The sequence below is a fragment of the Ruegeria sp. CDSA033 genome (genome assembly GCF_059612305.1).
In genome coordinates this window covers 82,388-106,064 of sequence record NZ_JBXWQI010000012.1, presented here as the reverse complement: position 1 = coordinate 106,064, position 23,677 = coordinate 82,388, and the positions used below count along the sequence as shown (strand labels likewise).

Sequence of the window (23,677 nt, the reverse complement as noted above, 5' to 3'; positions counted from 1 at the left end):
TTTTCAATTAGATCAGCTCGCGGCGATCAATTCGGCCTGCGCCACAATCACCTCGGCCTGTTTGATCGAGGCGATGTCGACCAGACGACCTTTGTAAACGGTTGCGCCTTCGCCATTGGCTTTGGCCTGTTCCATCGCAGCCAAAATTTCGCGTGCCTCGGATACGGCTTCGTCCGATGGGGTGAAGACCTGATTGGCCAACGCGATCTGCTTGGGGTGGATCGCCCATTTTCCGACCATGCCCAGGGTGGCCGAACGTTTCGCTTGCGCGATGTAGCCTTCGTCGTCTGAGAAGTCGCCAAAGGGTCCGTCCACGGGCAGAACGCCATGTGTCCGGCATGCAGCAACAATGGCAGCCTGCGCCCAATGCCACGGGTCGGACCAGTGTTTTTCGCCTTCGCGCAGCATGTAGTAGTTTTCCTGCGTTCCACCGATACCAGTGGTCTGCATCCCCATCGAGGCTGCAAAATCTGCTGCACCCAGGCTCATCGCTTGCATGCGCGGAGACGAGGCTGCGATTTCTTCGACATGGGCAACGCCAGCTGCGGATTCGATGATGACCTCAAAGCTGACGGGCTTTGTACGGCCCTTTGCGCGCTCGATGGCAGTGACCAGCGCGTCTACGGCGTAGACATCCGCCGCGCAGCCGACCTTGGGGATCATGATCTGATCCAGCCGGTCGCTGGCCTGTTCCAGCAGGTCGACCACATCGCGGTACCAATAGGGTGTGTCCAGCCCGTTGATGCGCACGGACATGTACTTGTTGCCCCAATCGACAGTGTTCAATGCTTCGATCACATTTGCGCGCGCGGCGTCCTTGTCCGACGGCGCGACCGAGTCCTCGAGATCAAGGTTGATTACGTCTGCGGCCGACGCGGCCATTTTCGGGAACAGCTTGGTGTTTGATCCCGGTCCGAACAACTGACAACGGTTGGGGCGCGCGGGGGCGGCGGGTTGGATGCGAAAGCTCATCTGGACCTCGTGCAAGAAAGGAAATTGCGATTTTCTTGCTTCATGGGGTATTAAATTGCGCAAGCCATAGCAAGCATCTTTGTGCAAGTGCGGCAATGCAATCGCAGCAATTGCCGCAATACAAGGTCAAAACAGTGATTAAAGTTTAATCGCTTTGAAAACTTGAAAGATCAGTGCGCCATTTAGGGGAAAGGCGCAAAAATTTCCCACGTGACGGGGCGTTGTCAGACGAAAACGCGAAACACTCGTGGAAATCGTCCCCTAGATTGCGTCAGAATCAAAGGAGCGAACCGCAATGATCGAGACACCGTACCTGCTGTTTTTGGGCGATGCGCCCGACCAATTGGCGGCCAAAGTTGCAATCGGTATCAAGGACTGGCGTCCTGAGAATGCCGTTGGCCAGTACCGTATGGAAGGTTGCAAGGCTGATCTGGGCCTGACCGACATGTCCCTGACCGAGGCGAAAGAAGCCGGCGCAAAGACGCTGGTCATCGGCGTTGCCAACCGTGGTGGCGTGATCAGCCAGGAATGGAAGAAGGTTCTGGTCATGGCGCTGGAGGAAGGCTTTGACCTCGCCTCTGGCCTGCACAACCTGCTGAGCGACGAGCCCGATCTGGTTGCCGTCGCCGAGGCCACCGGTCGCAAGCTGCACGATGTTCGTGTGCCTTCGGTGGAATACCCAATTGCAAACGGCATCAAGCGCAAGGGCAAGCGCTGCCTGGCGGTTGGGACCGATTGCTCGGTTGGTAAGATGTATACGGCCATGGCAATGGATGCCGAGATGCGCGAGCGCGGCATGAAGTCGACCTTCCGCGCAACCGGTCAGACAGGCATTCTGATCACCGGGGACGGTGTGCCGCTGGATGCGGTCATTGCCGATTTCATGGCCGGTTCGGTCGAATGGCTGACGCCTGACAACGATGACGATCACTGGGATCTGATCGAAGGGCAGGGGTCGCTGTTCCACGTGTCTTATTCCGGTGTGACCATGGCGCTGATTCACGGTGGCCAACCCGATGCGCTGATCCTGAGCCATGAGCCGACCCGCGACCATATGCGTGGGTTGCCGACCTATCAGTTGCCGACATTGGAAGCGCTGCGCGACACGGCGCTGGGTCTGGCCAAGGTCGCTAATCTGGATTGTCAGGTCGTCGGTGTTTCGGTCAACACCCAGCATATGTCCGAAGAGGACGCCACCGCATATCTGGCCAAGGTTGAGGCCGATATGGACCTGCCCGCGACTGACCCGTTCCGCTTTGGTTCGGGCAAGCTGGTGGATGCGCTGGCCGCACTGTGATCTAAGCGGCGCGTCGGAGGCGGGCTTGTCCGCCTTCGGCGAGAGTATTTTGAAAAAGATGAAGGAGCTGGCGCGTGCAGGTAGAAGTCTCTCGTGACGTGTTTCGGCTGGCGCAGGTCTTTACGATCTCGCGCGGGTCTCGGACCGAGGCCAAGGTGCTGACGGTTCGGATTTCTGACGGTACCCATCAGGGGTGGGGCGAATGCGTGCCCTATGCCAGGTATGATGAAACGCTGGATTCGGTCGAGGCCGAGATCGCAGCTTTGCCTGCCGAGTTTACCCGCGACAGCCTGATGGACCTTTTGCCTGCAGGCGCGGCGCGGAATGCGGTTGATTGCGCCCTTTGGGACCTTGAGGCCAAGCGCGCAGGAAAGCGGGCCTGGGATCTGGCCGGGCTGCCGGTTCCGGGGCCAGAAATCACAGCGTATACGCTGTCGCTGGACACCCCGGAAAAGATGCAGGCACAGGCCGCAGCCAATGCGCATCGGCCCTTGCTGAAGATCAAATTGGGCACACCGGATGACATGCCCCGGCTGGAGGCTGTGCGCGCAGGTGCACCAGATGCCACGATCATCGTGGATGCCAACGAAGGTTGGTCAGCTGCGGTTTACGCCGACCTTGCCCCGCATCTGGTGCGTTTGGGTGTAGCCCTGGTCGAGCAGCCTTTGCCCGCCGGGGAAGATGACGCCCTGATTGGAATGGAGCGCCCCGTGCCGGTGTGCGCTGATGAGTCCTGTCATGATCGCACAAGCCTTCCGGGCCTCAAGGGCAAGTACGATGTGGTCAACATCAAACTGGATAAAACGGGCGGCCTGACCGAGGCGCTGGCCCTGCGCCAGCAAGCGCTGGCTGAAGGCTATCGCGTGATGGTCGGCTGCATGGTTGGCAGCTCTCTGGCTATGGCACCTGCGACACTGTTGGCACAGGGTGTGATGGTGACAGACCTTGACGGCCCGCTTCTGCTGGCCGAAGACCGCGACAACCCGCTGATTTTTGATGATGCCGGAGTGCACCCGCCCAAAGCGGACCTCTGGGGCTGAGGAGACAAGACATGACCCGCACCGTTTTTGTAAATGGCGAATACCTGCCTGAGACCGAGGCCAAAGTGTCCATCTTTGACCGTGGTTTTCTGTTCGCAGACGCTGTCTACGAGGTTACCAGCGTTCTGGATGGCAAGCTGATCGATTTCGAAGGTCACGCCGTGCGTCTGAAGCGGTCTCTGGATGAGCTGGAGATGGCTGAGCCCTGCACCAAGGATGAGCTGCTTGAAATTCATCGCAAGCTGGTAGAGCTGAACGGCATCGAAGAAGGGCTTGTCTACCTGCAGGTCAGCCGTGGATCGGATGGCGATCGGGACTTTGTTTTCCCGTCCGAAGATACCAAGCCCAGCCTCGTGCTTTTCACCCAGAACAAGCCTGGTCTGGCCGATAGCCCAGCCGCCAAGAAGGGTGCCAAGATCATCTCGATCGAAGACATCCGCTGGGGCCGCCGCGACATCAAGACCGTGCAGCTGTTGTACCCGTCCATGGGTAAGATGATGGCCAAGAAGGCTGGCTGTGACGATGCGTGGTTGATCGAGGACGGTTATGTGACCGAAGGCACCAGCAACAACGCCTACTACGTCAAGGACGGCAAGATCGTCACCCGCCCACTGTCGACCGACATTCTGCACGGCATCACCCGCAAGGCCGTGCTGCGCATGGCGGCAGAGGCACAGATGGAAGTCGAAGAACGCCTGTTCACCATTGATGAGGCGAAGGAAGCGGATGAGGCTTTCACCACTTCGGCCAGCGCGTTTGTCATGCCCGTGGTTGAGATTGACGGGGTTGCGCTGGGCGACGGTACACCGGGACCAATCGCCAAGCGTTTGCGGGAAATCTATTTGGACGAAAGCCGCAAGGTCGCAATCTAAAGAAAAGGCCCGCCAGATTGGCGGGCCTCTTTCGTTTTGGGCGTCAGCCCTTGTTCGTTACATTCTCTTCGAACGCGACTTTGAAGGCGGCCTGTTTTTCCGCGCTGGCGTCGGTCTGGTATTTGGCTTTCCACTCATCCATGGTCATGCCGTAGAAAATTTGACGGGCTTCGTCCTTGCCCATCTCAATGCCTTTTTCGTTGGCTGCTTCCTGATACCACCGCGACAGACAGTTGCGGCAGAACCCGGCCAGATTCATCATGTCGATGTTTTGCACATCAGTGCGGTCCTCCATCAGATGCTGTTGCAAGCGACGGAATGCGGCGGCCTGAAGTTCGATTTCGGTTTGTTTGTCCATGGTCTGGCTCCGGATGACAGGAATGCGTGCTGTATGTGACCTAGCGGCCCGGGGGCGATGATTCAACAATCAGCGTATCAGGCCAGTTTCAAAGCCAGCCATGGGGTGATGCAGAAGATCAGCGTCAGGATCTTATAATTTGCCAGGTACCGGAAGTAAGCCCGTTTCACTGCGGGGCGCTCCATCTGGAACATTTTGCCGTGAATGCCAGCGATCCAGTCCTGCAACAGCAAGATCATCATGGTTGTGAACAGCAAAACCGCGATGTTGAGCACGGCCATCCAGCCAAAGACGGACGTCAGATATTCCTGAGTCATAGTGGCCTCCTTTACCCCTATAATATGGGGTCTGGGGTTGGCTCTCACAATGAAGTGAGGGCTTTTGTCACAAGCCGCTTTCACCCAGTGCGTCTTGAAGGATTGGGGCCAAACGCTCGGCCCATTCCCGCTGTCCTGCGTGTTCGGCAATCAGATCATTGCGCAGCTCGATCAGTGCGTTGGGGCGACCAAAACTGGTACAGTGTTTGTCAATGGCATCGCCGGGCAGCACGCCGGTGTAGGGTTCATTAACGCCGACGCAAAGGTCACCCTCGGCCTCAAGATGATTGATCAAAGGGCCCGAGAATCGTTCGTCCGGAGTATGCAGAACCCCAATGTGCCAAGGGCGGGGATCACGACCCCTTAGTTGCCGCGTGAACGAGTGCATCGACACGATTACCGCGTGCGGCAACGCGGCCATCTGCGCCAGTGCGTCATGATATGGGCGATAGCACATGTTCAAACGCCGCTCTCGTTCTGCCGCATCGGCGTGCCGGTTGCCGGGAATGATCGACCCGTCATAGAGCTTCATCAACAAGGTCGGATCATCTTCGCCGCGGTTCGGATCAATCACGAGGCGGGAAAAATTGGCTGCGATCACGGGCGCGTTCAGGATCTCGCCCAGATGCTTTGACACCTCGTAGGCACCTACATCATAAGCGATGTGGCGTTCCATATCTTCACGAGGCAGGCCAAGGTCGCCACCTTGGATGTCGGGCGGAACCAAGTTGGATGCGTGGTCGCATGTGATCAGCCAACGCGAGGGCCGATCCGCGCCGTGGATAAAAAACGGGGAATACGTCATAAGCCTGTCATCTAGTTTGTCGCAGGTGTAGGGCAGTTGCTTTGAAAAGGGAATTGCGCAATAAGCAGGCTGAGCAATGTTTGCGGTAACATTTGCGCGGAATCAAGAGAAGACGTTAGGAGAGCCAGACCAATGCGACGCCTGAGAAATGTGAAAATCGTGGCGACGCTGGGACCGGCGTCAAATGACTATGACATGATCCGCGCGCTGCACGAGGCAGGCGCAGACGTCTTCCGCCTGAACATGAGCCACGGCAGCCATGATGAGATCCGCGAACGCCACCGGATCATCCGACAGATTGAAAAAGATCTGGACAGGCCAATCGCAATTCTGGCTGACCTTCAAGGACCCAAGCTGCGTGTCGGGGTGTTCGCCAACGACGCAGAGGAACTTGAAGAAGGTGCCGCCTTCCGTCTGGACCTGGACCCTGCGCCCGGGGACATCAACCGTGTTTGCCTGCCGCATCCCGAGATCTTTGCTGCGTTGGAGTCGGGTGCGCGGCTTCTGGTCAATGATGGCAAAATCCGTCTGACCGTGCAGGACTGTGGCCAGGATTTTGCCAATTGCACAGTTGAGGTCGGCGGCACGATCTCGAACCGCAAAGGTGTGAACGTTCCTGATGTGGTGCTGCCTTTGGCCGCCCTGTCGGCCAAAGACCGGGACGATCTGGAATTTGTCTGCCAACTGGGCGTGGACTGGCTGGCGCTAAGCTTTGTGCAGCGTGCCAAGGACGTGTTTGAGGCCCGGGCGCTGGCAGATGGGCGTGCGTCCATCCTGTCGAAGATCGAAAAACCTGCAGCGGTCGAGGCATTCGACGACATTCTGGATGCATCTGACGGGATCATGGTCGCGCGCGGCGATCTGGGTGTCGAGCTTCCGGTTTCGGCTGTGCCGCCTATTCAAAAGCGCCTTGTTCGCAAGTGCCGTGGGGCGGCTAAGCCTGTGATCGTGGCCACCCAGATGCTGGAAAGCATGATTGAAAGCCCGATGCCAACTCGGGCCGAGGTCTCGGATGTGGCGACGGCAATCTACGAAGGCACGGATGCGATCATGCTCAGCGCGGAATCCGCTGCGGGTACGTACCCAATCGAGGCCGTGCAAACCATGAACAAGGTTGCGATCGAGGTCGAAGCGGACCCGACCTACACGCAGATTATCGCAGCGTCCCGGACGGCAAAGGGGACCACTATTGCCGATGGTATCGTTGCCGCCGCGCGCGAGATTGCCGAAAAAACAGATATCAAAGCGATTTGCTGTTTTACCCAAAGCGGCACCACCGCGCTGCTGACCGCCCGCGAACGTCCCGGCGTTCCGATCATCGCAATGACGCCTGCCACCGGAACCGCGCGGCGTCTGTGTCTGAGCTGGGGTTGTCATTGCGTGATGACGCCCGAGCTTGAGCGGTTCAAAGGTGCCGTCGTCAATGCGGCCCGTGCGGCCCGTGCCGGTGGGTTCGCATCCGAAGCCGATCAGATCGTAGTGACTGCCGGTGTGCCTTTCAACGTCCCGGGAACGACCAATATTTTGCGCATCGCACCCTGTGATGAACGGCTGATCTATAACACCGATCCCGGCTGATTACAGCAATGCCGGGCCCGGTGAAATATAGTATCAAACCGATACGCCTAAATTTTAGGCGAAAAAATAACAACAATTTCAATTGTATAGCGAATTATTGGTTGCTCCCATAAGATAACTCTCTGTTTTTTGGGGTTTTTCCGGGATACTCGGGCGCATGGGCGGTCCACTTAATAAGTTCCAGGTTCCGGCTGCCCTGCCGGGGGCACAGGTCCCGGCATAACCAAAATTATTGGAGGAACGTTATGACAACGAAAATTGTCATTGGACTGGACGGGACAGAAACCGGAGAACGCGCCATCGCCTTTGCCAAAGATCTGGCTGGCCGAATTGGCACGTGCGAATTGCTGGTTGTTTATGTCATCGAATGGTCCCCATTTACTTTTCAGACCCCTGAGGAAAACGCGTTGCGGCACAAGCGGCGTGAAGAAGAAATCGAACTTGCGACGAACCGGATTGTTACCCCGGCTGTCGAGGCTCTGACCGCAGATGGTTACACAGTGCAGGGCATCGTGCGTCATGGCGACGTGGCCGAAACTCTGAACGCAATCACCGTTGAGAATGGCGGCTCGCAGATCATCGTCGGGCGCGCCTCGGCCGATGGTTTCAAAAAACGCTTGTTTGGCAGCTCGACCCAAAATCTGGTCATGCACGCCGATGTGCCAGTCACTGTTGTGAACTGACGGGAGGGATGAGAATGACTATGTTGAAACATCTCTGGCTGGCTGTAATCGCCGCCTTGATCGCCGCACCGGCAATGGCGCAAGACGCGCCTGGACTGGACGACAAGATCAATCAGGCATTTGCCGATTTCACCGGGCCATTTGTCAGCTTTATCTTTGCACCGTTTCCGGGAACCAGTTTCCCGTGGATCGTCGGCTGGTTGGTCGTCGCGGCGACTGTTTTCACGCTGTACTTTGCCTTTGTGCAGCTCAGGTTCTTTGGCCATGCGATCAGCCTTGTCAAAGGCGACTACTCCGACCCCAACGATGCGGGTGAGGTCAGCCACTTTCAGGCTCTGGCCACGGCGCTGTCGGGTACGGTTGGCCTAGGCAACATCGCCGGTGTGGCGGTTGCCGTCGGTATCGGCGGACCGGGTGCCACCTTCTGGATGATTGTCGCGGGCCTTCTGGGCATGGCGTCGAAATTCACCGAATGTACGTTGGGCGTGAAATACCGCAACGAATACGAGGATGGCACCGTTTCCGGTGGCCCGATGTACTATATGTCCAAGGGATTTGACGAGCTTGGCTTGCCTGGAGGCAAGATTCTGGCCGTCCTGTTCTCGATCTTCTGTATTCTGGGCGCGCTGGGCGGGGGCAATATGTTCCAGGCCAATCAGGCGCACCAACAGATCGCGGGCATCACGGGCGACTATCCCGGATGGATCACAGGGGTTGTCTTTGCAATCATCGTGTTCCTTGTCATTGTGGGCGGACTGAAATCCATCGCACGGGTGACCGAAAAGGTCGTGCCTTTCATGGGTGTCCTGTATGTGGCTGCGGCGCTGGTGATCATCATCATGAATGCTGATCAAATCGGCTGGGCGTTCGGCCAGATTTTCGCAGGTGCCTTCACCGGCCTCGGCGTCGCTGGTGGTATGGTCGGGGCGCTGATCCAAGGCTTCCGTCGTGCGGCGTTCTCGAACGAAGCGGGCGTGGGTTCTGCAGCGATTGCACACTCGGCGGTGCGGACCAAAGAGCCGATCACCGAAGGGTTCGTCTCGTTGCTTGAGCCGTTCATCGACACGGTTGTGATCTGTACGATGACGGCGCTGGTGATCATAATCACCCAGCAGCTGATCGTCGATCCGGAAACCGGCAACTACATGCTGAACGAAGCGGGTAATGCCATTGCGACCGTTGATGGCAACTCGGGCGTCAGCCTGACCTCTGCCGCCTTTGGCAGCGCGTTCAGCTGGTTCCCATACGTTCTGGCGATAGCGGTTGTGCTGTTTGCCTTCTCAACCATGATCAGCTGGTCCTACTATGGCCTCAAGGCCTGGACCTACCTGTTCGGGGAAGGCCACGCCAAGGAGCTGGTGTTCAAGGTCATCTTCTGCATCTTCGTTGTCATCGGCGCGGCGGCCAATCTTGGCCCTGTCATCGACTTCTCGGATGCGGCGATCTTTGCGATGGCGGTCGTGAACGTCTTTGCGTTGTACTTCCTGATGAAGGTGGTGCGTGAAGAACTGGCCAGCTATGCGAGCCGACTGAAGACCGGCGAAATCCGCAAATTCGAGCATTAACTCAAACCACCGGGGCGGCCTTGGCCGCCCTGGTGCCTGATCAGCCTGTAAAAAGCGCAGATTCTGGTCCAAACCCCCTTGCCAGTATGGTCGAACTTGCGTAAACGGCGCTTCTGATCGCGTGACCGGCCAATGTGGCATGCCGAGTCGCGTTTAGTACCGAACCCCGAAAGGAGACGGAAATGCCTAAGATGAAGACAAAGTCGAGCGCCAAAAAGCGCTTTAAGGTGACTGCGACCGGTAAGGTCCTTGCTGGCCAGGCCGGCAAACGTCACGGCATGATCAAGCGGACCAAAAAGTTCATCCGCGACGCCCGTGGCAACACCACCCTGTCCGCCCCCGACGCCAAGATCGTCAAGGGCTACATGCCCTACGACCGCTAAGAGGAGATTAAGAGATGTCCCGCGTTAAAGGTGGAACCGTAACTCACGCCCGTCACAAGAAGGTTATCAAGGCCGCCAAAGGTTACTATGGCCGCCGCAAGAGCACCTTCAAGGTTGCCCGTCAGGCCGTCGACAAGGCGAACCAGTATGCAACCCGCGACCGTAAAAACCGCAAGCGCAACTTCCGCGCGCTGTGGATCCAGCGTATCAACGCTGCTGTCCGTTCGCATGACGAAGCACTGACATATTCCCGCTTCATCAACGGCCTGACCTTGGCCGGTATCGAAGTGGATCGTAAAGTTCTGGCCGACCTGGCCGTGCACGAACCGGAAGCGTTCGGCACGATCGTCGCCCAAGCTCAGGCTGCTCTGGCTGCCTGATCCTCTCTTAGCAGAGACAGTGAATGAAAGGCCGTCCCATTTGGGGCGGCCTTTTTCATTGATAGCCGAAAGTGAACTCAGCAAAATTTCGGCCATTAAAAGCGCACAATGGCCATGGTGATACTCCGACGGATCACTCCTGCACTGGCGGTACCGCCCGCTGATAAAGATGCCATGTGGTGTGGCCAAGGATCGGCAAGGTAAAGATCAGGCCCAGAAACGCCGGAACCAGCGACAACAGCATAGTAACTGAGATGATCGCGGCCCAAGTGAGCATGACACCGGGGCTTTCCGCGACGACGCGCAAAGAAGTCAACATGGCCGAAACAAAATTGGTTTCCCGGTCGAGCAGCATGGGCATGGCAACGACGGTCACCGAGAATAGTACGGCCGACAAAAATGCGCCGACGCAGGTGCCAATGGCAAGGAAGGTCCAGCCCTGAGGTGTGAAGAGTACGATATTCAAGAACCCTTTAAAATCCGAAAAGGATGCGTTTTGAAGGGTGATCGCCAACCAAAGCCGGATCTGGTAAATCCAAACCCAGAAAATGAACAGGGTGACAAAGGCCATCCAGCCCATTTCGCGTTTGCGTTGATTGGCCATCACGGTCAGGATTTCTGACCAGCCGAACCTTTCTCCGTTCTGCAACCGACGGGACATTTCATAAAGCCCAGCGGCAGCGAAAGGTGCGACCAGAGGAAAACCAGCAATGGCGGGAATGATCATCCAGATCTTGCCGAGCCAGACCAGACTCCAAACCATCAGGATTCCGAAAACCGCATAGAACAGGCCGAAGAATCCGCTCATAAAAGGGCGCGCCAGAAAGTCGGAAAACCCTGCCTTCAGCGATACGGTGATATCACTTGTCGTTACCCTATTGATTTGGGGCATAGCCGCTTGTTGCGGCGTCAGGTTGTCCGGTGGTGTGGACCCTGTAGTTTTGGATGCCATGACACACTCCTCTCAAAGAATGGTGTCGCGCTGGGTGGTCTGCCAACTTGCTAAGTGGTGAGGCAGACATCCTTCCTGATTCAAGTCTGCATCAGTGGAGGCATAACGGCAAGAGATAGGATGGCGGCCAAACTTTGGCTGGTGTGTTTCGCTAATTATTAGCGGAGCCATAAGCCTATTTGCTTGGGTCTTTCTTTACCAACTGCGCCGCAAACGCCACGCCGGTTCCCGGACCGGCATAGGTGACCATGATCACGTCATCCAGGTAGACTCCGTTGAAAATCCCCGCCGAGACGTCTTCGCCCGAAATCCCGGCCTCGGCCAGAACAAAGCGAGTGGGATCGTCCAGGCTGAAGGTGCCCATTGCTTCTTCGACGATCCACTCGGTGTCACCGATGCGCCGCCAGCGATTGGTGGCGGTGATTAGGTTGCCGTCCAGCTTGGTGACTTCCAGCTCCATCTCGGTTTTCAGCAGGCCTTTCCCGTGGTTTGGGTTCGATTTGGCGAAAGCCACCAGATAGGTGCCGTGCCAGGTGCCGACGATCTGGGGAAAGCCGCTGCCTTCATCAGCGCCGGAAGGGGTGGCGACCGTAAGGATGGCCACGGCGGCGAGGCTTCGGATGAGCTTGAGTACCATTGGACACGTCTCCTGCATGGGGTGTGATAGCCACAGGGTACTTGAGTTGGCGCTTTTGACAAACCCGCGTGCGTAAACACAAAAAAACCGGCGCGGTGGGCGCGCCGGTTTAAGTTCATCTGCCGTGATTGCGTGAGTGGTGGCAGATGTTTTCAGTTACGTTCAGCCGAATACACGACCCAATGCGCCGTCGACCGCATCGGTGATCTGGTCGATGTCGTCTGCGGTTGCAATCAGTGCGGGCGAGAAGCACAGCGTGTTGTTGCGGCTGGGGATCGAACGATTGGTGGCACCGATGATGACGCCCTGCGCCATACAGTCGGCAACGACCGCCTGAACCTTTTTCTCGTCCATGGGCTCTTTGGTGGCACGATCTGCGACCAGTTCAGCACCCAGGAACAGACCCTTGCCGCGCACGTCGCCGATAACTTCGTGCTTCTCCATCAGCGCCTGCAGGTTGCCCAACATCCGGTCGCCCATATCAATGCAGTTCTGCAGCAGGTTCTCGTCTTCGATGATGCGCATGTTTTCGATTGCCGCAGCTGGACCGGCGGTGCAGCCACCAAAGGTCGAGATGTCGCGGAAATAGCTCATCGGGTCCGACATGTCGTCTTTGAACATGTCAAAGACTTCCTCGGTGGTGACCATCACGGCAATCGCCGCATAACCTGAGGCAACGCCTTTGGCCATGGTCACGAAGTCCGGCTTGATGCCGTACTGCTGATAACCGAACCAGGTGCCGGTACGGCCCACGCCGCAGACAACTTCGTCGATATGCAGCAAGATGTCGTACTTTTTGCAGATTTCCTGCACGCGTTCCCAATACCCTTCGGGCGCTTCGATGACGCCACCACCTGCGGTCACAGGCTCAAGACACAGGGCGCCAACGGTTTCGGGACCTTCGCGCAGGATCACTTCTTCGATCTGATCCGCGGCCCAGACGCCAAAGTTTTCTTCAGGCGCGCCGTCCAGCTCGTGCTTGCGGTATTCCATGCAGTGGGGAACGCGAACGAAATCGGGCGCGAAGGGGCCGTACTGCGCCGTACGCTCGTCCTGACCGCCTGCAGACATGGTTGCCAGGGTCGAGCCGTGATAGTCGCGGTCACGGTACAGAATCTTAGTTTTCTTGCCGCCGTAGCGCTTGTGCGCGATCTGGCGAACCATCTTGAACACCTTCTCGTTCGCCTCAGAGCCGGAGTTGGTGTAGTAGACCCGGCTCATGCCCGGCATTTTTTCAATCAGCATTTTAGCAAAGATCGAACCGGGGATCGAACCTGCGGTATTGGCGAAATAGCACAGCTTCATCAGCTGGTCATGAACCGCCTTACAAATCGATTCGCGGCCATAGCCGACGTTTACGGTCCAGACGCCGCCGGACACAGCATCAAGGTGTTCTTTGCCATTCTGGTCCCAGACGCGCATGCCTTTGCCTTCGACAATGATCTTTGGATCATTGGTTTCCAATGGCTTATGCTGCAGCAGGTGGTGCCAGATATGGGCGCGGTCGGCCTCGACCACGTGGGAGAGATCGTTTTCGTTGAACGTGCCGTCCATGACATGTCCTTTCAGAATGACTGGGGCGCGGGTTGCCAAAAATGGGCTTTCCCGGCTTTGTGTTTCGATGGCTCAGATCACCGCGAAAGCTCTGTCGGAGATAGGGCCAGATTGCACCATCCCGTAATTCCAGTCCATGGCCGCGCCGTATTTTTACGGGTTTGTCAGAGGATCAACTTTGTGCTCAATTCGCCGAAATGGACGAGGGAGGGTTAGTAAATGACACAAGCCAGCATCTACGAGCGTCATTTGGACAAGTGCCGGGCAAACTATACTCCGCTGTCACCGCTGAGTTTTATCGAGCGGACGGCGCAGATTTATCCGGACTACCCTTCGGTAGTATTCGGCGCGCGCCGCTATACATGGGCTGAAACCTATGCCCGCTGTCGTCGTTTGGCAGGCGCATTGTCGGCCCGTGGAATCAGCCCGGGCGACACGGTTTCTATCATCGCCGCCAACATTCCGGAAATGTATGAGGCACATTTTGGGGTGCCTATGGCGGGCGCTGTTCTGAATGCCATCAACACCCGATTGGATGCGCCGATCATTGCTTTCATTCTGAACCACGCGGAATCCAGGATTTTGCTGGTCGATCCGGAATTCTCGGGCGTCGTGAAAGAGGCGCTGAAGCAGGTCGATCACGACGTATTGGTCGTCGATATCGAAGACCCAAGCTTTGATGGTGGAGAGAAGCTGGGCCGCCTGACTTATGACGCCTTGCTGGCCGAAGGTGACCCGGATTTCAACTGGTCCTTACCCAACGACGAGTGGGACGCGATCACGCTGAACTATACTTCTGGTACAACCGGCAATCCGAAAGGTGTCGTGTATCACCACCGAGGGGCTGCGCTGAACGCCCAGTCGGATCTACTGGATTGGAACATGCCAAAGCATTCGGTCTATTTGTGGACCCTGCCGATGTTCCACTGCAACGGCTGGTGTTTCCCCTGGGCGATGGCCGCCAATGCGGGGGTTTCCGTCTGCCTGCGGGCCGTGCGGGACGAACCGATTTATGCGGCGTTCCGGGATGAGAAAGTTACGCATTTCTGCGGCGCGCCGATCGTTCTGAACATGCTTGCCAATGCGCCTGATCACCTCAAGGATTTCGATCATGAGATCAAGGTGATGACCGCCGGCGCACCGCCGCCCGCCGCGGTGATCGAAAGCATGGAAAACATGGGCGTCGAGGTTACCCATGTCTATGGATTGACCGAGACTTATGGCCCGTCAGTGGTCTGTGCCTGGAAGGATGAATGGAACGACAAGGGGGCCGAAGACCGCGCCGCGCTGAAGGTCCGTCAGGGTGTGCGCTATACGGCTCTGTCGGGGCTGATGGTTGCGGACCCGGACACGTTGGAACCTGTGCCTGCTGATGGTGAGACGATGGGTGAGATTTTCATGCAAGGAAACGTCGTTATGAAAGGCTACCTCAAGAACGCCGAAGCCACAGATAAGGCGTTCCGGGGTGGATGGTTTGCCTCTGGCGATCTGGGGGTGATGCATCCGGACGGTTACATCGCGCTTAAGGACCGGTCGAAAGACATCATCATTTCGGGGGGTGAGAATATCTCATCCGTCGAGGTTGAGGATATCCTTTACAAGCACCCGGCGGTGATGGAGGCCGCCGTGGTTGCGCGCCCGGATGACAAATGGGGCGAAACGCCTTGTGCATTCATCGAACTTAAGCCAAACGCGCAGGCGAGTGAGGCTGATATCATCGGCTTCTGTCGGGAAAACATGGCCCATTTTAAGGCCCCCAAAACGGTGGTGTTTGGACCTTTACCCAAGACCTCGACTGGCAAGATCCAAAAGTTCAAATTGCGGGATCAGGCAAAGGCGCTGACTTAAGTGCCCACCTTGTTAAAGATCGACAGATCAAGATCCAGCATTTCACCCATCCAGATGGCCCGGTCCCGATGATCCGCCAGATGGTCGCCGGTTTCGGGGTGGGTGAAGATGGTCAGGCCCTGTCGGTTCAGCATTAGCCAAGGCATGACTTGATCGAACGCGTCCGGGTCAAAGCCCAACTGGCAGCTCCATCGCGGGTGGGGGCCTACATTTTTGGCATGCATGCGCCCCATCTGCACTGGAAACAGATCGGCGACCTCTTCACAGACCTGCTGGGCAATGGCTTGCGTATTTGCGTCGTAATAGACATGGGCGTGATAGCCGGTGATCTCTGACATTGGGGCCTCTTGCATACGTTTCGAACAAGGTACGGCGCTGCAATTGGTATTGCCACTTGCGCCGTCACACAGGCTCTGTGCGCCAGATCAAGTGGTTGCGTGGATATCTGGGTGGGCTGCGGCAAAGGCGGGATGTTCGGCACATGCGGCCTCGGCGCCTAGACTCCGCGGCAAGTCCGATAGCTCCACGTCCCAACGGCGCGCATTGTACATTTGCGGGACCAGACAAACATCGGCCAGTCCGGGCTTGGTCCCGGTGCAATAGGGCGCTTGTTCGAAACCCTCGAGAAGCGCCTCAAAAGCCAGTAGGCCAGGGCGAATGAAATGGCGCATCCAGATGCCGGGCATCCCATCAGCACCATCACTCAACGCGGCCGCATACTGCGCGACGGACAAATTGCAGACCGGATGCACATCGACCGCGATGGATTGCGCCAAAGCCAGCGCATGTGCCCGGGCCGCCGGCTCTGGAGGCAACAGTCCAAGGCCGCGAGTTTGGTCAAGATAGTCGATAATGGCCAGAGATTGCGTCAACCGCAGTCCGTCAATCTCGAGTACGGGGACCAGCCCCTGTGGATTACGCGCCAAGTGGTTGTCGGACCTTTGTTCGCCCGCAGCCAGATCAATTGACACGCCGCGATAGCTGATCCCAGCCAGGTTCAGCGCGATGCGCGCCCTGTAACTGGCCGAAGACCGCCAAAAGTCATACAGCACCACGCCGCTCATCATCGATCTCCTCAGTTCGTCAGGTGTCCTTCAGCGTGGCGGCTTTCAGGGCGCTAGACAATACATTTGCGTTCCCAATGTGATTGGCCAGGACCAGAACCAGACGTGCATTCAGCGCGTCACTGTCGGCTTTGACCAGCCCATCATGCGCCGCCACCAGATCGGCATAAAAACCGTCTGCATTGTCCAGATTTGGGGTGAGGATCAAATTGGTCATGTCGCTTATTCCTTGCCGGTTGCCCGGCGGATCGCCTGCCGGAATGCGTTTTCTTCGAACGTGTCGCGGCGCGCGGCGACGTGCTGGTCAGGTCGGATAAGATAAACCGCACCCGGGGCATCGCCCAGATACCTGCGCTTCAACTCCAAAGTCAGGTCATCCTTGACCGAGAGAGCCAGCCGCGTGGCCGTAACGCCGCCTTCTTCTAGACAGTCAGGAGCGTCCGCATCTATAGTCAACAAAGTGAATATCCCGGCCAACTTGGGCAGCAGAAATTCCTCGCCCAAAGGCGCGTCCGGGCAGGCGGAACCGGGGCGCGTGATCTCTGGCCCGGTCAGAGCATCCGCAGAACTCAGCGATGATCCGGAATATGCGCATGGTGTGCTCAAACGACCGGAATTGACCAACGGGCGCGCAAACGCGTAGTGCTCGCTGAGGTCCAAAACCGCATCCCGCAAAAGACGCGACATATCGGATTTGGGCGTGATAAATTCCGTCGATAGGGTGGACATGCGAATGTTCTCATCCGCTGCTTCGACCCGCTCGCGGTTATAGCTTTCCAGCAAAAGCTCGGGGGCTTCGCCGTCTATAACCATCTTTAGCTTCCAGCACAGGTTGTCTGTGTCCTGCAGACCAGAGTTGGCCCCGCGCGCGCCAAAGGGGCTGACCTGATGAGCGCTGTCGCCAGCAAACAAAACGCGACCATGACGGAACCGCTCCATCCGACGGCATTGGAACGTGTAGATCGAGACCCATTCAAGTTCGAAATTGATCTCTTCGCCCAGCATCGCCTTGAGCCGGGGGATAACGTTTTCCGGTTGTTTTTCCTGTACGGGGTCGATGTCCCTGCCCAGTTGCAGGTCGATCCGCCACACGTTGTCGGGTTGTTTGTGCAGTAGCGCAGACTGTCCGCGATTGAACGGCGGGTCGAACCAGAACCAGCGTTCGGTCGGGAAGTCCGCCTGCATCACCACGTCAGCGATCAGAAAGTTGTCTTCGAATACGCGCCCGTCGAAATCCAGGCCCAGCATGCGGCGGGTGGGCGAGTTTGCCCCATCACAGGCAATCAACCAATCCGCCTCAACGTTATAGGGGCCTTCGGGCGTTTCGACCTCAAGCTTGACGTGATCGTCATGGGTGCCGATGGCTTCGACCTTGTTCTGGCCGCGAATTTCAATCGGCGCGCCCTCGGCCTGCAATTCCCGCACCCGCTCAACAAGCGCTTTTTCAAAATAGTATTGTTGCAGATTAATGAAGGCGGGGTGCGCATAGCCCGCGTCGGGTTGCAGGTGAAACTCATAGACCTGACGGTTGTCAAAAAAGACTTTGCCGGCATCCCACAGCACGCCTTTATCGACCAACTTACCCCCAGCGCCCAGACGGTCGGCGATTTCCAGTGACCGCTGTGAGAAACAGATTGCGCGGCTGCCAAAACTGACTTTGTCATTGTCGTCCAGCACGACGACCTGAACGCCCTGCTGCGCCAAATCAATGGCAGCGGCCAATCCAACTGGACCGGCTCCGATTACGATAACCTTGTGTCTTACTGAGCTTGCCGCGTCCTGATCTGGGCTGCGTTGATAGGCATAGAGCGGGACTTCGAAGATCTTGTTCATGGGTTCTCCCCCGATACTCAGGCGCCACGGGCGCGCCGGAAGGCCTCGGCCCATGATTCCACCTATTTCCTCTGCGCAAAACGATCTGGATCAAGTTTGCCCGACTTCTTCAGCCTTGCAGGGCCTCCCACATCTCAACATCGCGCTGCGCGGTCCAGATGCGTGGCGTGTCGATGCCGCGCGCTTCGTCATAGGCGCGTGCGACATTGAAGGGCAGGCAATGTTCGTAGATCGCATAATCCGCGAATTTCGGATCGCACTCTGCGCGCACTGCATCCCATGCCTCTTTCAGAGATCCACCGCGTGCTGCCACTTTCGCAGCAGGGCGACGGGTGCTCTCGACAAAGTCACGGGTGTTTTCGATCGCTGCATTGACCATGTCCTTGCCGACCAGGGCGTTCCCGCGACCCGGTGCGATGGCATCGACGTCGAACCACTTGATTTCATCCAGCGTATCACCCCAATCGCTGAAATGCCCGTCGCCGCAATAGCAGGCCGAGTGGTATTCGACGATGTCACCGGTGAACATGACATTCTGGTCGGGTACATGAATGACGATATCACCTGCGGTATGGGCGCGGCCCAAATGCATAAGATCGACCCGGCGATTGCCCAGATAGACCGTCATCGTGTCGCTGAATGTGGTGGTGGGCCAGGTCAGGCCGGGGATGCTTTCATGACCTTCAAACAGGCGGGGGAAACGCTGAAACTCGCTGTCCCAGTCCTCTTGCCCGCGTTCAACGACCATGGCGCGCGCCATGTCGGACATGAGGATCTGTTGCGCACCAAAGGCGCTGGCCCCCAATACGCGGACTGCGTGGTAATGGGTCAGCGCAACATGCGTGATCGGTTTGTCGGTCACGGATTGCACACATTCGATCACCTTGTTGGCCAGACGCGGGGTCGCCTGCGCCTCGACAATCATGACGCTGTCATCGCCGATGATGACGCCGGAATTCGGATCGCCTTCGGCGGTGAAGGCATAAAGGCCCTCGCCGACCTCGGTGAAAGAGATCTTCTTTTCCGACATGTCCCCTTGGGACGCGAATGCCTTGGCCATGATGAGTTCCTTATCGGGTGTATGGGTTTTCAAGGGCGGGCAGCAGGGTCCCGACACAGTCGCCAAACCCGATGGTGTAGTCTTTGCCTTTGGCAGCACCTGTCAGGGTCAGTGTGTCACCGTCCTCGATAAAAGTGCGGGTTTCGCCGGTATCCAGCGTCAGCGGTTCCTTTCCACCCCAGCTGAGTTCCAGCAGCGAGCCCCGCTCTGGCTTTGTTGGACCGGAAATCGTGCCAGACCCAAGCAGGTCGCCCGTGTTCATCGGGCAGCCCGAGGTCGAATGGTGTGCCAGTTGTTGGGCGGCCGAATAGTACATTTCGTTGTAGTTCGTCCGGGCAATGACTGTGGCGTCCTTGCCGTCGGGCTCCATCGTGACCTCAAGATCAATGTCATACAGCATCGGACCGCAGTCTTTGATGTGATCCAATAACTCGAATTCACGTGCAGGCGTGTCGCAGCGGAAGGGTTCCAGCGCCGCCTTTGTCACAATCCACGGGCTGATCGAAGTGGCTGTGGCTTTGGCTTGAAACGGCCCCAAGGGTTGATATTCCCAGGCCTGAATATCGCGTGCGGACCAATCGTTCAGCAGAACATAGCCAAAGATGTTGTCGTCGGCCTCCTGAACTGAGATGGGTCCGTCCGAGGGTGTACCGACAATCGCGCCCATCTCAAGCTCGATGTCAAAACGACGGCTGGGCAGAAAAGCGGGCATGTCATGATCGGGCGACTTGAGCTGACCCCAAGGCCGACGGATATCGGTGCCCGACACGACAACGGAAGAAGCCCGGCCGTTATACCCGATGGGGATATGCAACCAGTTCGGCGGAAGGGCATTTTCCGGTCCGCGGAACATGGTGCCAACGTTTTGCGCGTGGTGACGTCCGGCATAGAAATCGGTGTATTCGCTGACCGCAAAAGGCATGTGCATTTCGGCGTCGATCTGAGCAATAAGCAACGGTTCAACCTGCGCCTGTTCCTCGGCGCCTTCGGCCAACAATGCGGTCAGGCGGTTGCGCAATGCAGCCCAGACGGCAGGACCTTCCTCCATCAGCGGGTTCCAGAAAGGCAGGTCAAAGAGCGGCTCGTCGGCCAGTTCGATCAGGCCCCCGGCCTCGGCTGCGGTGACGTCCAGAATCACGTCGCCAATCGCCACGCCGCACCGCGGATCACCTCCTTCGGTCGAGAAAACGCCGTATGGCAGGTTGTTCAGAGGAAACGGGTGATCGGCCTCATTGGCCGAGGCCACCCAGGATTTCATTAATGGCATGTATTCAAACCTCTTTTGGGTGTCACTTTTTGCCTGGTGTGCCGTCGAACTTTTTCTCAAGCGACGTCCAGCAGTCGATGTAGTCATCCTGCAACGGGGCTTCGTTGGCTGCAAATGGTGTCAGATGTTGCGGGAAACGGGTTTCGAACATGAAGGACATCGTGTTGTCCAGCTTGTCTGGTCCGAGGTTCGCGTTTGATGCTTTTTCAAACGCTTCCCGATCCGGCCCGTGCGGCAGCATCATGTTGTGAAGGCTCATCCCGCCGGGAACAAAGCCCTGCGGTTTGGCGTCGTACTGGCCGTAAATGTTGCCCATCAACTCGGACATGATGTTCTTGTGATACCAGGGCGGGCGGAAAGTATCCTCGGCCACCATCCAGCGTTCGCGGAACAGGACAAAGTCGATATTGGCTGTCCCCGGCTGGCCTGAAGGAGCGGTGAGCACGGTAAAAATAGATGGATCGGGGTGGTCGAACAAGATCGCGCCGACTGGGCAATAGGTGCGCAGATCATATTTGTAGGGCGCGTAATTGCCGTGCCACGCCACCACGTCCAGCGGGCTTTGACCGATCTTCGTGGTATGGAACTGCCCGCACCATTTGACAGTAACAGTCGATGGCGCCTCACGATCTTCAAACGCAGCTACCGGAGCCTTGAAATCGCGTGGATTGGCCATGCAGTTCGCCCCGATCGGGCCGCGTCCCGGCAATTCAAACTTTTGCCCGTAGTTCTCGCAGACAAACCCGCGCGCCGGGCCTTCCAGCACCTCGACACGGTACACGAGGCCACGGGGGAGAATGGCGATTTCCTTGGGTTCCAGATCAATGATTCCGAGTTCGGTCGCGAACCGCAGGCGACCTTCCTGTGGCACCACCAACATCTCGGAATCGGCCGAGAAGAAATAGTCATCCTCCATAGAGTCGGTGACCAGATAGATGTGGCTGGCCATGCCCACCTGCGTGTTCACATCCCCCGCCGTTGTCATGGTGCGCATACCGGTGAGCCATGTCAGCCCCTCATCGGAATGAGGCACTGCGTCCCAGCGGTATTGGCCAAGGCTGATCACGTCCGGGTCAACGCAGGGCGCGGATTTCCAATGTGGCAGTTCGATTTTTTCATAACGGTGCGAATGCTTGACCGACGGGCGAATGCGATAGCACCACGTGCGCTCGGGCGGATTGGCTGTAAAGGCCGTGCCGCTAAGCTGTTCACCATAAAGGCCGTAATTGCAACGCTGCGGGCTGTTCATGCCCTGCGGCAGCGCGCCGGGAAGGGCCTCGGTTTCAAAGTCGTTTCCAAAGCCGGGCATATAACCCGCATGCGTGCCAACGGGTGTGCTGGCTTGCGTCATTTTGTGCGGATCCGTCGGATGGTTCATCCCGTGTTCCTCCAATTGCTGCTTGTCGAGTAATAGTTGATTTTGTAACTAACAAGCATGACTCAGGACAAATCTGCCAAAAAAGATGACTTTGATCTGCAGGAATTCCTGCCGTACCTGCTGAACCGTGCAGCCGAAGAAAGTTCGCTGGAGTTTCAGCAGGTCTATAAGGACCGTTACGGAATGCTTCGCACCGAATGGCGCGTCTTGTTTCATCTGGGAAATTACGGCGAGATGACTGCGAAAGAAATAGGTGAGCGCGCCAAAATTCACAAAACCAAGGTCAGCCGCGCAGTTTCGAAATTGGAACAGCGCCGATACTTAGCCCGTAATCGCGACACATCCGACCGCCGGGTTGAACAATTGACGCTGACATCCGCAGGTCAGACGGTTTACAGGGATTTGCGCCTGGTGGCCGAGGCCTATGATTCAAAGCTTGCCGGCCTGTTTTCGCGGGACGAAGCGGAACTGTTGCGCAAAATGCTTCGGCGTCTGGCGCATATGGATTGACCACTGGTAATTCGCCGCCGCAATTCCCAGATGAAGCCCAGAACAAAAATGGGACAAAACATGACGACCTTGGATGCCGATACGGCAAAATCAAGCGATCTGATCAACTGGCTGGTGGCGCGCGGGCTTGAGGGTGTCGAAAAAGAAGAACTGCTGGAAGAGTACTGCAATCGCCTGGTGGAACTGGGCGTTCCGCTGATGCGATTTCACGCGGCCCAATCGACCCTGCACCCGATTTATGGCGGAACCGGCTATAGCTGGTATTACGGCCAGGGCGGGGAATATCAAAAGTTCGAATACTCTGAACAACCCAGCGATCAATGGCGTGCTAGCCCTCTGTTTGCTGTTCTGAACGAAGGCGAAAGCGTTGTGCACGAACGGTTGGTGGATCAGAACGAACCAAGCCGATTTCCCTTGCTGAATGAACTGCGCGAACATGGCGCCACTGAATATTACGCGACGGGTGTGTCCTTTGACATTCCGACTCACAATCAGCCGAAGGACGCCAAAAAGGCGGTGAACGGTGTATTGTTGTCCTGGACCTCAAACGCGCCCGAGGGGTTCAAGGATAGCGATCTGGCGTTGATCAATACAGCCCTACCGCATCTCGGATTGGCTTTGAAATCTGCAAACAACCAGCGGATATCAAAGGACCTGATGCGCGTCTATTTGGGACGCGATGCCGGTCGGCGCGTTTTGTCCGGCGAGATCAGGCGCGGGTCGCTTCAGCAAATCGACGCAGTGATCTGGAACTTTGACCTTGAGGGGTTCACCAGCCTGTCCGAAGAGCTGCCGGGTGATGCCCTTATTGAGATGCTAAACGAGTATCTGGCCGCTGCGATAGACGTGGTCCACAAATGCGATGGAAGCATCCTCAAGTTCATGGGCGACGGGCTAATGGCCATGTTCGATGTGGGCGAGATCGATGCGGACGCGCGTGCGGCACTGGCTGCCGTCGGCGAATTGGAGGTATCAATGGCGAAACTGAACGCACAACGTTCTGCCGATGGCCTGCCTGTGTCGAACTATACGCTGGCGCTGCATGCAGGTGAGATTCTGTACGGCAATATCGGCTCTGAGAACCGCCTGGACTTCACCGTCATCGGCCCGACCGTCAACCAGACCGCGCGGATTGCCGGAATGCACCGGTCACTGGGGCAACGGATCCTGATCTCGGACGATGTGGCAAAGGCTGCACGACCTGCCGCGTCAGAGCTGGTCTCTGTCGGTCGCTATATGCTGCGTGGAGTGCCGGAACCGAAAGAACTGTTTACGGTTTACAAGGCGAATGACGCACGGGATTGAGTTTGCGTTTCGTGGCCGA

General features: G+C 57.3%; 25 protein-coding genes. 11 read left to right on the top strand and 14 right to left on the bottom strand.

Annotation, left to right across the window (positions count from 1 at the left end):
* Nucleotides 1-12 precede the first annotated feature (12 nt).
* Entirely contained in the window at nucleotides 13-972 is a 960-nt protein-coding gene (locus AC2FLA_RS15695; RefSeq protein WP_496723401.1) for an L-malyl-CoA/beta-methylmalyl-CoA lyase, read from the bottom strand.
* A 295-nt stretch (nucleotides 973-1,267) separates the two neighbouring features.
* Between AC2FLA_RS15695 and dgcN the strand changes: the two genes are divergently transcribed.
* The 3 genes from dgcN to AC2FLA_RS15680 all read left to right on the top strand — a co-directional run bounded on the left by dgcN (nucleotide 1,268) and on the right by AC2FLA_RS15680 (nucleotide 4,181).
* Complete coding sequence (gene dgcN / locus AC2FLA_RS15690; RefSeq protein WP_496723399.1) at nucleotides 1,268-2,269, top strand: N-acetyltransferase DgcN; 1,002 nt, start codon at nucleotides 1,268-1,270, stop codon at nucleotides 2,267-2,269.
* A gap of 74 nt (nucleotides 2,270-2,343) precedes the next feature.
* On the top strand, nucleotides 2,344-3,309 hold the full coding sequence (gene dgcA / locus AC2FLA_RS15685) for an N-acetyl-D-Glu racemase DgcA (RefSeq protein ID WP_496723397.1): 966 nt from the start codon (nucleotides 2,344-2,346) through the stop codon (nucleotides 3,307-3,309).
* Between the two features lie 11 nt (nucleotides 3,310-3,320).
* Complete coding sequence (locus AC2FLA_RS15680) at nucleotides 3,321-4,181, top strand: D-amino-acid transaminase (protein WP_496723395.1); 861 nt, start codon at nucleotides 3,321-3,323, stop codon at nucleotides 4,179-4,181.
* Between the two features lie 43 nt (nucleotides 4,182-4,224).
* Here AC2FLA_RS15680 and AC2FLA_RS15675 read toward each other — a convergent pair whose 3' ends face one another.
* From AC2FLA_RS15675 to AC2FLA_RS15665, 3 genes are all read right to left on the bottom strand, one after another.
* Nucleotides 4,225-4,539, bottom strand: coding sequence for a DUF1244 domain-containing protein (locus AC2FLA_RS15675; protein WP_496723394.1), 315 nt, complete (start codon nucleotides 4,537-4,539; stop codon nucleotides 4,225-4,227).
* 77 nt (nucleotides 4,540-4,616) lie between these two features.
* A complete protein-coding gene (locus tag AC2FLA_RS15670; protein ID WP_496723392.1) occupies nucleotides 4,617-4,856 on the bottom strand; it encodes a DUF6868 family protein in 240 nt (79 codons plus the stop codon).
* 67 nt (nucleotides 4,857-4,923) lie between these two features.
* Complete coding sequence (locus AC2FLA_RS15665; protein WP_496723390.1) at nucleotides 4,924-5,661, bottom strand: N-formylglutamate amidohydrolase; 738 nt, start codon at nucleotides 5,659-5,661, stop codon at nucleotides 4,924-4,926.
* Nucleotides 5,662-5,793: 132 nt separating this feature from the next.
* Between AC2FLA_RS15665 and pyk the strand changes: the two genes are divergently transcribed.
* The 5 genes from pyk to rplT all read left to right on the top strand — a co-directional run bounded on the left by pyk (nucleotide 5,794) and on the right by rplT (nucleotide 10,250).
* On the top strand, nucleotides 5,794-7,239 hold the full coding sequence (gene pyk / locus AC2FLA_RS15660; RefSeq protein ID WP_496723388.1) for a pyruvate kinase: 1,446 nt from the start codon (nucleotides 5,794-5,796) through the stop codon (nucleotides 7,237-7,239).
* A 245-nt stretch (nucleotides 7,240-7,484) separates the two neighbouring features.
* Nucleotides 7,485-7,922 carry a universal stress protein gene (locus tag AC2FLA_RS15655; RefSeq protein ID WP_058273350.1) on the top strand — a complete coding sequence of 146 codons (438 nt, stop codon included), beginning with the start codon at nucleotides 7,485-7,487 and terminating at the stop codon, nucleotides 7,920-7,922.
* Nucleotides 7,923-7,936: 14 nt separating this feature from the next.
* Nucleotides 7,937-9,487: an alanine/glycine:cation symporter family protein gene (locus AC2FLA_RS15650; RefSeq protein WP_496723386.1), complete on the top strand. Its 1,551-nt coding sequence runs from the start codon at nucleotides 7,937-7,939 to the stop codon at nucleotides 9,485-9,487.
* A 182-nt stretch (nucleotides 9,488-9,669) separates the two neighbouring features.
* Nucleotides 9,670-9,870: a 50S ribosomal protein L35 gene (gene rpmI, locus AC2FLA_RS15645; RefSeq protein WP_010443552.1), complete on the top strand. Its 201-nt coding sequence runs from the start codon at nucleotides 9,670-9,672 to the stop codon at nucleotides 9,868-9,870.
* 14 nt (nucleotides 9,871-9,884) lie between these two features.
* A complete protein-coding gene (gene rplT / locus AC2FLA_RS15640; protein ID WP_058279005.1) occupies nucleotides 9,885-10,250 on the top strand; it encodes a 50S ribosomal protein L20 in 366 nt (121 codons plus the stop codon).
* Between the two features lie 133 nt (nucleotides 10,251-10,383).
* Here the strand turns inward: rplT and AC2FLA_RS15635 are convergent, their stop codons facing one another.
* From AC2FLA_RS15635 to AC2FLA_RS15625, 3 genes are all read right to left on the bottom strand, one after another.
* Nucleotides 10,384-11,202, bottom strand: coding sequence for a DUF2189 domain-containing protein (locus AC2FLA_RS15635; protein ID WP_496723384.1), 819 nt, complete (start codon nucleotides 11,200-11,202; stop codon nucleotides 10,384-10,386).
* Between the two features lie 175 nt (nucleotides 11,203-11,377).
* Nucleotides 11,378-11,839: a hypothetical protein gene (locus AC2FLA_RS15630; protein ID WP_496723382.1), complete on the bottom strand. Its 462-nt coding sequence runs from the start codon at nucleotides 11,837-11,839 to the stop codon at nucleotides 11,378-11,380.
* Between the two features lie 162 nt (nucleotides 11,840-12,001).
* The gene (locus AC2FLA_RS15625) at nucleotides 12,002-13,393 is read right to left on the bottom strand and encodes an aminotransferase family protein (RefSeq protein ID WP_496723380.1); all 1,392 of its coding nucleotides are present in this window, start codon (nucleotides 13,391-13,393) and stop codon (nucleotides 12,002-12,004) included.
* A gap of 219 nt (nucleotides 13,394-13,612) precedes the next feature.
* Here AC2FLA_RS15625 and AC2FLA_RS15620 point away from each other — a divergent pair, with 219 nt between their 5' ends.
* A complete protein-coding gene (locus AC2FLA_RS15620; RefSeq protein ID WP_496723378.1) occupies nucleotides 13,613-15,241 on the top strand; it encodes an acyl-CoA synthetase in 1,629 nt (542 codons plus the stop codon).
* Here AC2FLA_RS15620 and AC2FLA_RS15615 read toward each other — a convergent pair.
* From AC2FLA_RS15615 to hmgA, 7 genes are all read right to left on the bottom strand, one after another.
* Nucleotides 15,238-15,579, bottom strand: a complete 342-nt coding sequence (locus tag AC2FLA_RS15615; protein ID WP_496723376.1) for a DOPA 4,5-dioxygenase family protein — start codon at nucleotides 15,577-15,579, stop codon at nucleotides 15,238-15,240. The two genes, AC2FLA_RS15620 and AC2FLA_RS15615, sit on opposite strands and share 4 nt — an antisense overlap.
* An 87-nt stretch (nucleotides 15,580-15,666) precedes the next feature.
* Nucleotides 15,667-16,305: a maleylacetoacetate isomerase gene (gene maiA, locus AC2FLA_RS15610; protein WP_496723374.1), complete on the bottom strand. Its 639-nt coding sequence runs from the start codon at nucleotides 16,303-16,305 to the stop codon at nucleotides 15,667-15,669.
* Nucleotides 16,306-16,324: 19 nt separating this feature from the next.
* On the bottom strand, nucleotides 16,325-16,522 hold the full coding sequence (locus AC2FLA_RS15605; protein WP_496723372.1) for a DUF2783 domain-containing protein: 198 nt from the start codon (nucleotides 16,520-16,522) through the stop codon (nucleotides 16,325-16,327).
* Nucleotides 16,523-16,527: 5 nt separating this feature from the next.
* A complete protein-coding gene (locus AC2FLA_RS15600; RefSeq protein ID WP_496723370.1) occupies nucleotides 16,528-18,138 on the bottom strand; it encodes an FAD-dependent oxidoreductase in 1,611 nt (536 codons plus the stop codon).
* 109 nt (nucleotides 18,139-18,247) lie between these two features.
* Nucleotides 18,248-19,198, bottom strand: coding sequence for an MBL fold metallo-hydrolase (locus tag AC2FLA_RS15595; protein WP_496723368.1), 951 nt, complete (start codon nucleotides 19,196-19,198; stop codon nucleotides 18,248-18,250).
* Between the two features lie 10 nt (nucleotides 19,199-19,208).
* A complete protein-coding gene (gene fahA, locus AC2FLA_RS15590; protein ID WP_496723366.1) occupies nucleotides 19,209-20,465 on the bottom strand; it encodes a fumarylacetoacetase in 1,257 nt (418 codons plus the stop codon).
* 22 nt (nucleotides 20,466-20,487) lie between these two features.
* Nucleotides 20,488-21,843, bottom strand: a complete 1,356-nt coding sequence (hmgA, locus tag AC2FLA_RS15585; protein ID WP_496723364.1) for a homogentisate 1,2-dioxygenase — start codon at nucleotides 21,841-21,843, stop codon at nucleotides 20,488-20,490.
* A 57-nt stretch (nucleotides 21,844-21,900) separates the two neighbouring features.
* Between hmgA and AC2FLA_RS15580 the strand changes: the two genes are divergently transcribed.
* Together AC2FLA_RS15580 and AC2FLA_RS15575 are read left to right on the top strand one after the other, a co-directional pair.
* Nucleotides 21,901-22,353 carry a MarR family winged helix-turn-helix transcriptional regulator gene (locus AC2FLA_RS15580; protein WP_058273337.1) on the top strand — a complete coding sequence of 151 codons (453 nt, stop codon included), beginning with the start codon at nucleotides 21,901-21,903 and terminating at the stop codon, nucleotides 22,351-22,353.
* Nucleotides 22,354-22,413: 60 nt separating this feature from the next.
* Nucleotides 22,414-23,658, top strand: a complete 1,245-nt coding sequence (locus AC2FLA_RS15575) for an adenylate/guanylate cyclase domain-containing protein (protein ID WP_282120813.1) — start codon at nucleotides 22,414-22,416, stop codon at nucleotides 23,656-23,658.
* Nucleotides 23,659-23,677 lie beyond the last annotated feature (19 nt).

What these genes read in the sequence shown, in the direction of transcription:
- AC2FLA_RS15695 (WP_496723401.1), bottom strand. Translation starts at nt 972, where the DNA reads ATGAGCTTTCGCATCCAACCCGCCGCCCCCGCGCGCCCCAACCGTTGT.
- dgcN (WP_496723399.1), top strand. Translation starts at nt 1,268, where the DNA reads ATGATCGAGACACCGTACCTGCTGTTTTTGGGCGATGCGCCCGACCAA.
- AC2FLA_RS15680 (WP_496723395.1), top strand. Translation starts at nt 3,321, where the DNA reads ATGACCCGCACCGTTTTTGTAAATGGCGAATACCTGCCTGAGACCGAG.
- AC2FLA_RS15675 (WP_496723394.1), bottom strand. Translation starts at nt 4,539, where the DNA reads ATGGACAAACAAACCGAAATCGAACTTCAGGCCGCCGCATTCCGTCGC.
- AC2FLA_RS15670 (WP_496723392.1), bottom strand. Translation starts at nt 4,856, where the DNA reads ATGACTCAGGAATATCTGACGTCCGTCTTTGGCTGGATGGCCGTGCTC.
- AC2FLA_RS15665 (WP_496723390.1), bottom strand. Translation starts at nt 5,661, where the DNA reads ATGACGTATTCCCCGTTTTTTATCCACGGCGCGGATCGGCCCTCGCGT.
- pyk (WP_496723388.1), top strand. Translation starts at nt 5,794, where the DNA reads ATGCGACGCCTGAGAAATGTGAAAATCGTGGCGACGCTGGGACCGGCG.
- AC2FLA_RS15655 (WP_058273350.1), top strand. Translation starts at nt 7,485, where the DNA reads ATGACAACGAAAATTGTCATTGGACTGGACGGGACAGAAACCGGAGAA.
- AC2FLA_RS15650 (WP_496723386.1), top strand. Translation starts at nt 7,937, where the DNA reads ATGACTATGTTGAAACATCTCTGGCTGGCTGTAATCGCCGCCTTGATC.
- rpmI (WP_010443552.1), top strand. Translation starts at nt 9,670, where the DNA reads ATGCCTAAGATGAAGACAAAGTCGAGCGCCAAAAAGCGCTTTAAGGTG.
- rplT (WP_058279005.1), top strand. Translation starts at nt 9,885, where the DNA reads ATGTCCCGCGTTAAAGGTGGAACCGTAACTCACGCCCGTCACAAGAAG.
- AC2FLA_RS15635 (WP_496723384.1), bottom strand. Translation starts at nt 11,202, where the DNA reads ATGGCATCCAAAACTACAGGGTCCACACCACCGGACAACCTGACGCCG.
- AC2FLA_RS15630 (WP_496723382.1), bottom strand. Translation starts at nt 11,839, where the DNA reads ATGGTACTCAAGCTCATCCGAAGCCTCGCCGCCGTGGCCATCCTTACG.
- AC2FLA_RS15625 (WP_496723380.1), bottom strand. Translation starts at nt 13,393, where the DNA reads ATGGACGGCACGTTCAACGAAAACGATCTCTCCCACGTGGTCGAGGCC.
- AC2FLA_RS15620 (WP_496723378.1), top strand. Translation starts at nt 13,613, where the DNA reads ATGACACAAGCCAGCATCTACGAGCGTCATTTGGACAAGTGCCGGGCA.
- AC2FLA_RS15615 (WP_496723376.1), bottom strand. Translation starts at nt 15,579, where the DNA reads ATGTCAGAGATCACCGGCTATCACGCCCATGTCTATTACGACGCAAAT.
- maiA (WP_496723374.1), bottom strand. Translation starts at nt 16,305, where the DNA reads ATGAGCGGCGTGGTGCTGTATGACTTTTGGCGGTCTTCGGCCAGTTAC.
- AC2FLA_RS15605 (WP_496723372.1), bottom strand. Translation starts at nt 16,522, where the DNA reads ATGACCAATTTGATCCTCACCCCAAATCTGGACAATGCAGACGGTTTT.
- AC2FLA_RS15600 (WP_496723370.1), bottom strand. Translation starts at nt 18,138, where the DNA reads ATGAACAAGATCTTCGAAGTCCCGCTCTATGCCTATCAACGCAGCCCA.
- AC2FLA_RS15595 (WP_496723368.1), bottom strand. Translation starts at nt 19,198, where the DNA reads ATGGCCAAGGCATTCGCGTCCCAAGGGGACATGTCGGAAAAGAAGATC.
- fahA (WP_496723366.1), bottom strand. Translation starts at nt 20,465, where the DNA reads ATGCCATTAATGAAATCCTGGGTGGCCTCGGCCAATGAGGCCGATCAC.
- hmgA (WP_496723364.1), bottom strand. Translation starts at nt 21,843, where the DNA reads ATGAACCATCCGACGGATCCGCACAAAATGACGCAAGCCAGCACACCC.
- AC2FLA_RS15580 (WP_058273337.1), top strand. Translation starts at nt 21,901, where the DNA reads ATGACTCAGGACAAATCTGCCAAAAAAGATGACTTTGATCTGCAGGAA.
- AC2FLA_RS15575 (WP_282120813.1), top strand. Translation starts at nt 22,414, where the DNA reads ATGACGACCTTGGATGCCGATACGGCAAAATCAAGCGATCTGATCAAC.